The sequence below is a fragment of the Scytonema sp. HK-05 genome (assembly GCF_963872035.1).
Classification (GTDB): Bacteria; Cyanobacteriota; Cyanobacteriia; order Cyanobacteriales; family Nostocaceae; genus Kalymmatonema.
Genome location: NZ_CAWMYC010000092.1, coordinates 126,900 through 139,302 on the forward strand (window position 1 = coordinate 126,900; position 12,403 = coordinate 139,302).

At 43.9% G+C, this 12,403-nt stretch carries 11 protein-coding genes; 7 read left to right on the forward strand and 4 right to left on the reverse strand.

Translation table 11 applies throughout. The features are described 5' to 3' along the window. Positions 1-37: 37 nt before the first annotated feature. Positions 38-1,135 carry an RRXRR domain-containing protein gene (locus AACT52_RS12735; RefSeq protein ID WP_073626594.1) on the reverse strand — a complete coding sequence of 366 codons (1,098 nt, stop codon included), beginning with the start codon at positions 1,133-1,135 and terminating at the stop codon, positions 38-40. A gap of 681 nt (positions 1,136-1,816) precedes the next feature. Here AACT52_RS12735 and AACT52_RS12740 point away from each other — a divergent pair. Then, positions 1,817-2,578, forward strand: a complete 762-nt coding sequence (locus tag AACT52_RS12740) for a metallophosphoesterase family protein (protein ID WP_073626598.1) — start codon at positions 1,817-1,819, stop codon at positions 2,576-2,578. 16 nt (positions 2,579-2,594) lie between these two features. Here the strand turns inward: AACT52_RS12740 and AACT52_RS12745 are convergent, their stop codons facing one another. Next, the gene (locus AACT52_RS12745) at positions 2,595-3,464 is read right to left on the reverse strand and encodes a M48 family metallopeptidase (RefSeq protein ID WP_073626791.1); all 870 of its coding nucleotides are present in this window, start codon (positions 3,462-3,464) and stop codon (positions 2,595-2,597) included. 283 nt (positions 3,465-3,747) lie between these two features. On the opposite strand from AACT52_RS12745, the gene AACT52_RS12750 reads away from it, so the two are divergent. The 3 genes from AACT52_RS12750 to AACT52_RS12765 all read left to right on the forward strand — a co-directional run bounded on the left by AACT52_RS12750 (position 3,748) and on the right by AACT52_RS12765 (position 7,338). Then, complete coding sequence (locus AACT52_RS12750; protein ID WP_073626600.1) at positions 3,748-4,284, forward strand: DUF4330 domain-containing protein; 537 nt, start codon at positions 3,748-3,750, stop codon at positions 4,282-4,284. Positions 4,285-4,488: 204 nt separating this feature from the next. Then, complete coding sequence (locus AACT52_RS12755; protein WP_073626793.1) at positions 4,489-6,213, forward strand: hypothetical protein; 1,725 nt, start codon at positions 4,489-4,491, stop codon at positions 6,211-6,213. A 465-nt stretch (positions 6,214-6,678) separates the two neighbouring features. Continuing rightward, positions 6,679-7,338: a serine/threonine protein kinase gene (locus tag AACT52_RS12765; RefSeq protein WP_096549353.1), complete on the forward strand. Its 660-nt coding sequence runs from the start codon at positions 6,679-6,681 to the stop codon at positions 7,336-7,338. Between the two features lie 95 nt (positions 7,339-7,433). Here AACT52_RS12765 and AACT52_RS12770 read toward each other — a convergent pair whose 3' ends face one another. After that, positions 7,434-8,327, reverse strand: coding sequence for an alpha/beta fold hydrolase (locus tag AACT52_RS12770; protein WP_073626604.1), 894 nt, complete (start codon positions 8,325-8,327; stop codon positions 7,434-7,436). A gap of 502 nt (positions 8,328-8,829) precedes the next feature. Here AACT52_RS12770 and AACT52_RS12775 point away from each other — a divergent pair. Next, on the forward strand, positions 8,830-9,432 hold the full coding sequence (locus AACT52_RS12775; RefSeq protein WP_198940798.1) for a hypothetical protein: 603 nt from the start codon (positions 8,830-8,832) through the stop codon (positions 9,430-9,432). 119 nt (positions 9,433-9,551) lie between these two features. Beyond that, entirely contained in the window at positions 9,552-9,887 is a 336-nt protein-coding gene (locus AACT52_RS12780) for a hypothetical protein (protein ID WP_073626606.1), read from the forward strand. Between the two features lie 244 nt (positions 9,888-10,131). On the opposite strand, the gene AACT52_RS12785 is transcribed toward AACT52_RS12780, so the two are convergent. Continuing rightward, on the reverse strand, positions 10,132-10,899 hold the full coding sequence (locus AACT52_RS12785) for a WecB/TagA/CpsF family glycosyltransferase (protein WP_073626608.1): 768 nt from the start codon (positions 10,897-10,899) through the stop codon (positions 10,132-10,134). Positions 10,900-11,502: 603 nt separating this feature from the next. Between AACT52_RS12785 and AACT52_RS12790 the strand changes: the two genes are divergently transcribed. Next, positions 11,503-12,228 (forward strand): response regulator transcription factor, encoded by a 726-nt coding sequence (locus AACT52_RS12790; protein WP_073626610.1) that lies wholly within the window; start codon positions 11,503-11,505, stop codon positions 12,226-12,228. The last annotated feature ends 175 nt before the right edge of the window (positions 12,229-12,403 follow it).

Consider the following 12,403-nt stretch of genomic DNA (forward strand, 5'->3'; position numbering starts at 1 on the left):
CCGTCCTTCAGCGAAGCGTAGGACGGCTTTTTATAAACTAACAAGCAACAATTAAACCAGTAGAACGCCGAATTAAAGTTACTTTGCTAGACGCTATCTGCCCTAACCGTTTCCAGTTAGCATCGCTGACAGATATTTGTTTTTCGGTATCACCACTGACGAAGCCGATTCCTTTCGGGGAATTAACTAAGTCACCTTTTCGCAAGCCATGACGTGTTGTAGAGCCTCCATATTTGCGCCGGACTCCACCCCTAGCTGGAACCATCAAATGTAGTTGACGGCGGCTGTAGGGAGGACGACGAATAACGAAGAACGAAGCGGGGGTGATAGTAACCGAGCCAAACCAATTTGCCCCGTCCATATTGGCTGTGTGGTATTTGCGATACTCAACAAAGCTCGTTGCCGCAATAGCAACGCTGTCTACTGCGTGAGTGTTAAACTCTGCCTTTGACTTATCTACCTTATTTTTGGTCAATCCAAGATGGCTGCGAGTAAGAGAAGTTTGATAACCCTCGATTTTAACTACGGGCGCAAACTGCCCTAACTGCTTCAGCATCCAAACTTGACCAACCATCACAGGCGAGAAACCTTTACCACTTCTTGCTTTTTTGCGCCCGCTGCTTTTATCTACATCTGCTCGAACGTATTCGTACCTGATTTCTATGACTGGGTAGATTTTGCACAGTTCGGATACAATTCTGAGTTCTAGCTGACGGTTAGCACGAATCGAAGGCGCAAGCTTGCCTTGCCGACGATTTGCAAACCGTTTCTGACGGTGAGCGCGTTTGGAAAACTCAATCTTGCGATTGATTCGTCTTCCTCTACGCCCTCGCCGCATTAATCGGCGATTGTCCATCCGGTCGCGCACTGTTTGAAATGGCAAAACCAGGTGAGCCGTATAGAGCGTGAACTTGGCGGATACAACGCCAATCCCTGAATATTTTTTACCAGGGTCAATCCCAATAACAATATCCTGGGTGGCGTAGCCTGATGGCACAATAGTCAGTTGCACGTAAAATTGACCGCAATCCGACCAGCGTTTAACAGCTTTACCCGATTGAATCCACTTCCTTGCCCGTGCTGGTGTAGTGGGCATGAGTGGCTGACGGTTAGAATCGACAACTGGAATTCGCATTCAGTGGTATAACCCAATGACTTGTTGAGAGTCCCTTCGCCCAACTCAACTAGAATGTCTTGGCTTAACCCAACGCCTGAACCAATCAGGCTTAGAGTGAATCCGAACTAGGGAAGTATTCGGAAGTCTGTACCAAGTTGAGTCTCAATGGGCTATTCAACGCTTACGTTGTCCCAATTGGTTCGGACAATCCTCGTCCCTTTCAGGGCGAGGTTGTTGAAATGATTGCAAATGCGCGAACTGACTTCAGGGCTAAACTGGAAAGACACGGCAAACTCCAAGTTCCTGATAAAGTATCTGCGTGTATTGTAGGTCAGTCCGCTGAAAACTTTATACGGTACTTTCCTCTTTTATAAAAATGTTTTGTTGAGTCTTAATTTCCTTTGGTTAATTTTTAATTTTTAAATTCTTACAATCAGACAACATCTCCAGTGAAAATACTGATGTAAAAGTTTGAGGAAAAACTACAGTTTAAAAAATTATTTTTTGTATCTAAAAATTAAATGAAATCTTATTGCTTTACATACTGCGACTAGAGGAGGATTGTTGTTTACACTTATTTCAATTAGCCTTAATTATATGAAATTTATACTTTTGAGCTTTTTTTACCGACATTTACGAAATCAGTTGATTCCACACTGTAGCACAAGTATTAGGCAAAGTTATTGAACCACAGAGCTGATGAGCGCAACTAGCTACCGCCGAATTATAATTGGGGACGTACATGGTCACTATGAAGGTTTAATGACATTGTTGGAGGCAATAGCCCCCACATCAGACGATCAAGTCTATTTTCTTGGAGACTTAATTGATCGCGGACCAAAAAGTGCATATGTAGTGAATTTTGTCAAGGAAAATTGCTATCAGTGTCTGTTGGGCAATCATGAGCAGATGTTATTGAACATTCTTACCAACGGACAAGTTCCCACCTCAATGGTACAAGCATGGTTGTATAGTGGAGGGCAAGCAACGGTAGCCAGTTACCAACAAGCCACAATACCCCATGACCATGTGGAATGGTTTAAGAGTTTGCCTACATATCTCGATTTGGGAGATATTTTGTTGGCTCATGCTGGTGTTGATCCCTCAATTCCGATGATAGAACAAACTGCTGAACAGCTTTGCTGGGTGCGCGACAAATTTCACAGCATGGAAAAACCCTATCTGCCCAATAAGCTGATTATCGTCGGTCACACGATTACCTTTACCCTCCCTGGTGTAAATCCTGGTAAACTGGCACAAGGACAAGGGTGGCTGGACATCGATACAGGCGCTTATCATCCCCGAAGTGGCTGGTTGACGGGGCTTGATGTTACAAATCAACTGGTTTATCAAGTCAATGTCCATAATAATAGTCTCCGCACCTTGGCTTTAGAAGAAGCGGTGACAATTGTCGATCCAGCCAGAGTTGAGGCTGAACGCTGCAACAGGCGACGTGGATAAGTGGTTAGTGGTTAGACTACCTGAGCAATGCTTTGATGTTTGCTTGATAATTAGCATTATCCAAACCAGTACTTCCACTACTAGGTTGGGCGTTGATAGCAGTTTGCAAAGCTTTAATGCGATCGCCTGTTGCAGGGTGGGTACTTAAAAATGAGGGAGTACCAGAACTCTTTTTAAGTAGCTTTTGCATGAAAGATACCATCCCCGATTGAGCATAACCAGAACGTGTTAGAGTTCTTAATCCTCTTTTATCGGCATCAAATTCATCTTCACGACTGCGAGGACGGTTAAGGGCTAAGTCTACACCAATCCCCACAGCTTGATTGCGGTCTAACCCAGCTGCAGATGCCAAACCACTTGCAACTGCTTTTTGCCGCATCTGCCTTACTAAGTGCTTCCCGCCAATGTGACCAATTTCATGACCGATAACACTCGCTAATTCCGCTTCATTTTCTGCAGTTTTCAGCAAACCTGTATGGATATACACAAAGCCTCCTAAAGTGGCAAAAGCGTTGATACTGTCATCATCAACAACTTGGAAGGTATAGGGAAGGTCGGGGCGATCGCTATTGGCTGCTAGACGCCGACCAACTTGTGTTACATAATCATTAACTGCGGAATTGCGGTAAAGCCGAACTTGACTACTCACCAACTGCTGATTAATCTGCTTGCCAATATCAACCTCTTGCCGAGGTGATATATTAGACAACTGAATGGCTTGGACTCCCTGGAAAATGAGAGGCAATAACCGTTCAGCATCAATAGCTCTAGCTGTTATTGGTGTAATTAAGCACAAACATAAGGCAACAACTATGGAAATTAACGGATAAAACCAAGGACGTCGAAAAAAACGGGGATTTATAGAAAAACGTTTCGTATTGATCATAAATCCGGTTTGGAAAGAGGTTTGGGGGAATCTAAAACTATGGGACGGATTCATAGCCCTATAAGTTGCATTCTAAAGTTGTTGCCAAGATAGAGCATATTTTCAAGGGCGACAGCAACTTAAAACAGCAAAAAGTCCGTCCAAAATTAGGAAGTTGTGATAAACTGTCGCATAACCTCAACGCCTAGCTGGTTATATTGCCTAATAGAAGTAGGTATGACACTTTTCACGCTTACTATACTCCTACAATCAGTGACTTTGCTCTTATCTGGAAAGACTTTTTATGGCTATTTTAGATTCCAAAGGTCGTTTATTCGGTAAAATTAACATCCTCGATTTAGGTGCCGCACTGGTCATTGTGTTGGTCATCTTAGGCATCTTTATCTTCCCTGGCGGTTCCGGTTCCGTTGCCCAAGTCGGTAGTCAAACAGTACCTATCGAGGTAGACTTAATAGTACGGGGATTAAACATACTCGACACTCAACAGTTATACACGCGGGGGTTTGCAAAAGGCGGTAAAACTAACGTTATTATCCGCAATCAACCCCACGGTCAAATTGAAATTAAATCTGTGGAAGAGCTACCCAGAACCGTATTAGTTCCTCAACCTGATGGTTCAATTAAAGAATTGCCAGAACCAAACAGAACAAATAATTTTAGCAAAGATTTACGTTTAACTTTAGCAGGCAAAGCAAAACTCACTGACCAGGGACCAGTTCTAGGTAACAGTAAAGTAAAAATCGGAATGCCAATTGAGTTAGACGGCTTTAACTACAACTTTAACGCTACTGTCATTGATCTGAGATTGCAAGACAAGTAGCATCTCATGTCTGTAGAGAAAAGGTGATGAAAGCCTCCTGAAATAGGAGGCTATTTTTTGAGTATGAAAAAATTTTCAAAAAAACATAGTTTAATATAATTGTTGGCTATGAATCATTTTGCCCTCAAAGCCTTTACCTTGTGCTTAATGTGTCTTCTTCTTGCCTGCACCCATGTGAAGGCAGAAAATCAGTGGACACAGCAAATGGAAACAGAGTTTCAGTTGCGATCAAAGGAAGTCGTTAAAAAACTCGCAGCAAGCAATTACGGAAATACTGCTTTTGAGAGCGAAAAAAAATCCTACCCCAAGGCAATGATTGATTTTCTTGCAGGAAATCAACAAAAGGCAATCTCTTTCCTACAATCTGAAGATGCTGACGCGAAAAGTCACCTTCACACCTTGGGAATTGACTTCTACTCTGGCTTTACCCTCAAAGGTCAAGTCCGCAAATACTTTTATTTTGGCAAATATCTTGACCCAGCATATCGTCAGCGGATGAAACAAGCAATGCAAATTTGGACAGAGGTCGATCCGCTGACGCGCCGCTTTCCTAACCGTCAACAGTTTTGGGCAAACTCCACAGATAACTGCGATAGTTGGGTAGACTGTCGCAATACTGATAACCTAAAAGCCATGCGCGAAGTCGCTGTCTATTTATTTGCCGAAGAAACAGGAAACGAAGCAACACGCAAACTTTACAAAGAACGCATCATAAGAAATGTCCGCACTCTCTACAACATTGGACAAGGTGAATGGGATTCGGAAAACTACCTAGGACACGCCCTCACAAGCTACGTCAATCTTTATGATTTCGCTAAAGACCCAGAAGTGAAATCTGTTGCTAAATCTGCATTGGATTGGTTCTTGACTTCCGGCGCGCTGAAATATTGGCGGGGAGGATTTGGTGGTCCTTCCAAACGCGATTATAGTGGGGGGAACTGTGTTTGGTGTTCCCTCGCCACCCATGAATTAGGACTGTATTTTGGTGATTCACCCCTAACAGACCCCCAACCTTCCCCCGACTCGGTACACCTTATAACCAGCAGCTATCGTCCACCATCCGCAGTAGTCGCCTTAGCACGCAAGCAATTCCAAAAGCCAGTAGAACTCCTCAATTCCAAACCAACATATGAGAACTGGAAACCTGGGGGGGACGCTGCACCAGAGTTTTACGAAACTCTCTATTTTGGTAACACCTTCCAACTCGGTACCTTAGCTCAAGGTTCTGGTGGAGACTGGAACGGCTTTAAAATGATGACATACAATTCTCAACGTGGCGTCGATTATTTTATAGCCGCAACGGGAACAGACCCTACTAAAATTTCGTCCTCGTCTGTAGGTGGAGATAACATAGCTCAGTACCGCAATTTGGTTATTTGGCTGAACAACCAACCTAAGGTACCATTCCAATTTTTTTTGCCCAAGTCTGCCAAGATAGAAATAAATTTTGGCGTGACTTTCATCCGTTACGAAAAGACATGGTTAGCACTAACGCCAATCAATCTGAAAATTGAGGGAGTTAACACCGCAGCCACTGAGAAAATTCGCGAGAAATATCCCGATGACCATATCTTAACTGCTGTAGGCAATGGTGGAACCGAAAGCGGATTTGCTCTAGAAATAGCTGAAAACGAAACCCACGGCGATTGGAATCAGTTTCAACAATCTGTGCTGGCAAAATCCCGCCTCAACCTAAGTCAGATCAAAGATGGTATCGTTGAGTACCAAGGTGTGTCGGGAAAAGTGAAGCTTCAATATCAACAAGGATTACCAAAAGTTTGGCGTAATGGAAGTCTTCACGACTGGCAAAATCACTACGCAGTCTATCAAAATGCTCAAGGTAGTAAAACGCCAATTTATCAAGGATGGAAACAAGGTCAGATCGAAGTGACAGCAGGTGGTTATAAGTTGACACAGGGTAGGCAGTAAGTAGCATATCTATGCGCCAGCTTGCGTTTTAGGTAGTAAGATAGCCTAACTTATCAGTTTTAAATAGTTATAGCAAGTAATTCACGTAAAATAACCGAATTTTTCCCAATTTTCTACAAGTCGTTGTAATACCTCTTTTTAGGGTTAGAAACTCTTTTAATGAACCTGTATTTAGTGGTAAGCGTGTCAAACGTGGTCTATACAAAACGAACACTGGTAAAATAATTAATGCTGATACCAATGGAAGCCTGAATATAGCTCGTAAAGTAATCCCAAACTTTATGGATGGGATAGTGGGATTGCCGTTTATCCCTGTAGTTTTAGGACTTTGGACTAAGATTACAAACGTAGTTATCTAGCATTGTCTACTCTTGGGTAGCTTTGTACAGGTTTCTATGAGCGGTAGTATATGGAAAAATTCCATCTCATTTGTAGTAGCCGGAACCGAGTATCGATGGAGCAGACATGAATCGGCTAATTGAAAGTGTCCACCAAGAGCTACTTCCTAGGTTACAAATTGAGAGCGTCCATCCCCACAATCCCGTGGAAGTCCGCCATGTCCCCAAACCTTGGCAGCTTCTTGGCAGGGGGAACTACGCTGCGGTGGTCTATCACCCTGACTACCCAAACCTGGTGGTAAAGATTTACGCGCCCGGACGCCCTGGCTTTTTTGAGGAGGTGGAAGTCTATCGCCGCCTGGGTTCCCACCCTGCCTTCTCTGAATGTCTGTATGCAGGAGATGGCTTCTTAGTCCTAAAGCGGCTGCATGGAGTGACTCTCTACGACTGTATGCACCGTGGTCTGCGGATACCAAAGCAGGTTATACGGGATATCGACTCTGCTCTAGACTATGCCCGTCAGCGCGGTCTCCACCCGCATGACGTCCACGGTCGCAATGTGATGATGCTGCAAGGCAGAGGACTCGTCGTAGACGTCTCGGACTTCCTACATCAGGAGACCTGCTCAAAGTGGAATGACCTGAAGAGAGCCTACTACTGGCTGTACCGACCCTTGCTCTCCCCGCTTCGGCTACGGGTGCCTTACTTTGTCCTGAATGTTGTCAGAAGGAGCTATCGCTTCTTGCGCCGCTTAGCTTCACGCTATTTGCACCGAGGGAAAAGCTGAACAAAACACGCAAAGACACCGCCTGGATACCTTTTTTGCGCTGCAAGGGAAAATCATTAGTTAATGCGTAGGTTCTACACCTACCAAATCACGAACTAAAGCATTGGCAAAAATCTTCTGATTAAACCAATAGTCACAGCTGGGAGTTCCAATTGGGGTGTCAATCCCACATCATCTAACAACTGAAAAATACGGATGGCTTGCGGATTCAATTGCGCAAGACGACGACCAATTTCTGCACGTGTAAGTTGGGACTTTTGACCCCAGATAATTGCAGTAGGAGTTGTCAGTTGTTGAATATATAGCGACAAATCAAAGGATAAGTCGCTACGTACAAAAGATAGCGCGGCGTATTCTGCATTGGGCTGCTGTGCTGACTCTAGGTAAGCATTGACAATTTCCTCATACACTCGAGGAGGTTGGGCAAATTGCCTTTGCTCTAAAAAGCTGCGAATACCTTCTTTTGTGGCGATTCCCGTGCTGTACAGCAATCTGTCAAGAACGGGAATGCTGATAATCTGGGCAAAAAAGTTCTTGGAGTCATCCTCACCAAAATCGGAGAGTCCAGCAGGCGCACTGAGAATCAGGGATTTAAATAATTCGGGATGGGCGATCGCCACTCTGATGACCAACGCTGCTGTCAGGGAAGAAGCAATGACTGTGACTGGCTGATTGCAAGTTTGTTGCAAAAGCTCGCGAATATTCGTCAGATAATCTTCAACTCTGTAATTTCGTGCAGGATGGTCGGATCTACCCCAACCTATCAAGTCCGGTGCGATGATCCGATACTCGGCGGCGAACCCTGGATAAACTTTTGACCACTCATATGCGGAAGAGCCACCACCAAAGCCGTGCAGAAATACCAGTGTTTCCTTATCTGTACTCCCAGTATTCTGGTCTTGCCAGGGTGATGCCTCATTAGTATAATACGTTACTTTACCTAAAGAGGTAATGAGCGAGCGTTGCTCAAATCCTAGTGGCTGAAACATAGATATTAATCACGAGTTATTAGTCGTTAATTTTCTTGCCCTACACCCGCCTCTGTTTTATCTCCCTCCCCATCTTCTTTGTTTTCCACTTTCCTTTACAAGCCCACCTACCCATACAAATACATCATATCCAAAGGCTGCTTATCTCTGCTTCTAATAAAATAGATGGAAAATTTCCGACTACTTAATGAAGATTTGGTAACTTTTTTTCTACTTTTTAAAGTTTTTGTGGCTCTCAAATACTATTATATATATCATTGTACTGGTAGCCGCTATAACTTAGGGGTGAAACCCCACAGCATATTTTTATGGTATTCTATCAGAAACATTACTGAGTTAGTGAGCGTCAAGAAAACTGGAAACGCTCATCAAAATTATCCAGTAAATTCAGGTGTGCTTCGTCCTGCTTGCTGATTAACTAGCTCTTAAACCTAGGATGCAATGCAGTTCGGTAAAAACAATAACTACCTATGTAATTTCTAATCTAAATGTTCTCTAGATAATGACAAAGCGGGGTGTCGTGGTAAAACAGGCTAGTCTTCAATCGCAAACAAAGCAAACCATTGAAGACCAAAAATTTTCTCTTCACGATTTTGAGTTTTCCAATAAAATTGTAGATTACGCTTCGCGGGGTCAAACGGAACAAGAGGTTGACAGCGAAGTGGTAGCTGTACCAACCTGTATCTGTTTGAATCTGGAAGATTTGAGATGTTTTGAAGCAGTGGAGCGACAGTACGAGCAATGGGGCGTCCTTTTTAATAATTGTATAGCAATACAGCCCTCAAATCCAGCATTTCCTACCCACTCTGGTCTGGTAGTGTTAATGGGAGCGCGTAAGAACGAATCTTTAGAAGCAACTTTTCTGCGTCCTGTTCATTTTGTCAGTGCCTTTGTCACCAGTTCACAGCGGCTTGTGCTTTCAGCATACGGACGCGATCGCCAACTGCTAACCCAAACGGTACTACCGGGAGCAAATCTTGCCAATTCTGAGTGTGCTGCGTCTCCCAACACCTTATTATCCGTATCAGCGAATGAAATTTACCGTGTGACCTTCTGTGCTTTTGATGGTCAATTCACCATTGATGACTTTAGTTTCTGTTATTAATTGGTACAAAAAGGTAGGAGGCGCATATGCTAACAGCATAAGCTTTTTGTGTCTTTATTCTAAAAAAATGCTCAGTTGTCACAACTGAGTTCCTTCTTAGTCAAAGTAGGGGTACGGTAATGCCCATACGTGTCAACTTAAGCCAAAACCCTGTCTTTAATCTCGGGCGCGGTGAGACAGAGAAAGCAGGCGGGTTTCCCACGCCCAGGGGACTGCGTAAGCGCAAAGCGCAGGCTCCGCCAACGCGCAGCGTCTCCGTTCGCGTAGCGTGTCCGAAGGACATAGGAGATACCCGAAGGGTGGTTCCACCTGAAAATGCGCTTGGGACAGATTTGCCGGAACTAAGGCAGGCAGAGCCTACCAATAATATTCCCAGTCAGAGACTGGGAACAAGGCACAAGGGAAGACTGGGAACAAGGCACAAGCCAATGTCTCAAAGCATTGTCGCAAACTAGCACTGTCACCTTAAGTTGACCGGGAAAGGCAGAGGGCAGGAGGCAGAAGGCAGCTATGTATGTCTCCTGCCCTCTGCCGACGACTGAAAGGAGTAAGGGTATGAAGCCCCTCCCAAATGCAACGATATTGGGAGCAACGAAATTGGGAGGGATCACAATCCCCAACCAAAAAGGTCCATAAATGCCCTCTGCCCTCTGCCTCCTGCCTTCTTGAAACCAATGGGTAATGTCGTACCCTTAGTGACTAATTTGACGCTACACTTACCCCAAAGACTTGAAAAAACCGGTAAATGAGAGCTTTCAGGGCAAACTCAGGCAAAGCCAACATCCGTTGCCAGCGCCAAGGTTCTTTATAAAGCCGATACAGCCATTCCAAATTATTATCTGCCAACCAAGCAGGAGCGCGAGTTTTCACCCCCGACCAAATATCAAAACTGCCTCCAACACCAATCCATATTGCTTGAGGACACAAATGGCGATTGTTAGCAATCCATAACTCTTGACGTGGAACTCCCAAGCCAACAAAAATAACTTGTGGCTGCAGTTGGGTAAGAGTTTGTCGCAATTGTTCTTCTTCTTGTTGTGAATGGAACCCGGAATGACTGCCTGCTACGATTAAACCTGGAACTTGAGAAAGCCAAAACTCTGATGCTTTTGCAGCTACACCAGGCGCTCCTCCATAGAAAAATACTTTTGTACCCGTTCCCAGTTGCCCAATTTCTTGCAACAGTGTTTCTGCGAGTTCAATTCCGGGAGTTCTTTGAACTTTTCGGCGCAATAGCCATCGGAGGTAGAGAACCACCCCTGCTCCATCTGGAATCACTAACTCGGCACTGTGTATGACCTTAGCTAGAGAGGAATTCCGCTCTGCCTGCATAGTCATTTCTGCATTGAGCGTAACCACATGAACTCCCATGCCTTCTTGCAGGCATTCTAGCAACCAGCTTGGATAATTAGTCATCACATGAACTGGTAGCCCTAATACTGAAAACTTTCTAGGCAGTTCAGACATAGCCTATTCTTAACGAGCCTCACACCAACTATATAGATAGAACAATAGCTTATCAAATTGTTTCCAAAAGCTTATTATGGGAATTTTACAAATTCTTGACATCGTTATGTGCCAAATCTGATGATTATACTTGGCAAGACTTATAGCGCAAGAGACTGTGTATTAGTTAAACATATGCTATGCTACCCCAATGCCCATATAGCATACTTCTCCAATAAGTCAGAAATTTGGGCATGCCTTGTGCTATCTATTTAGGTGTTAGTTTACTCGCTATACCAATCAGAATGCAGAATAGAACTTATCAATATCAGGCACTGCTAAGCAGGAGCAGTACTTTTCATTTTTATTTTTATTGTTGAAGCTAATGTTCTTCAGGAGATTTGTGCAACTCCACGACTTATTAACCGGACATATGAGCTGTGCAGCTTTTGAGGGCTATTTTCTTGATGAATCGCTCGGGCACGGAGCCAAAGCGTTTCTGTGCTAGTCTAACTCAAAAAGCTCTCCTATCTATATTTTTCCACAGGCACCTTGAAACTGCATCTCCTGAACCTCTTGTAAACTCAATTTTACAGCTTTTAAGTGTAAGGGCGGTAATAGACCATGACTAAAATTCGTGTTGCTTTGATTGAAGATCATGACCTCACCCGTGTGGGTATTCGGACAGCGCTGTTGCAAAAGCAAGAAATAGAAGTTGTCGGAGAAGCGACTAATGCAGTAGAAGGTCTGAAGATGTTAAAAACTGTACAACCAGATATTGCAATTGTCGATATCGGTTTACCAGATAAAGATGGAATTGAGCTAACACGGGAAGTGAAATCGACAGCTCATGGAGAAGAGTTAGCAACAAAGGTATTGATTTTGACACTGCGGGATAACAAAGAAGCGGTGCTAGCAGCTTTTGCCGCAGGGGCTGACTCTTACTGTATGAAGGATATCAGGTTCGATAATTTGCTTGAAGCTGTGCGAGTCACTTACAACGGTAACGCTTGGATCGATCCGGCGATCGCTCGCATTGTCTTGCAACAAGCACAACAAAATCCACCCAAACCTGAAGCTACAACATTAGACAACAAGAGTGTTGATAGTAACTCACGCTCCGCTGAGAATCAGCCTGATGACACGATAGACCCTTACACCCTAACAGAAAGGGAATTAGAAGTCTTGCAATTGATTGTAGAAGGTTGTAGCAATGCGGTGATTGCGGAAAGACTTTACATCACAGTTGGAACTGTCAAAACACACGTCCGAAACATTTTGAACAAGCTGTGCGCCGATGACCGCACGCAAGCCGCAGTCCGCGCTTTGCGTTCTGGATTGGTGGGATAGAGTTTACATTGATGTGTGGCAAACTCAACAGGAGACTATATCAAAATTTACATAAAATTTTGAGATAATTATGCTATCTAATTGGATAGATTCTACTTACTTTTGTTTTTCTAATTGTTTTTTAATGATCGGGAGGCAGCAACAAAACCCTACCTCGCTACTCATTGCATCTAAA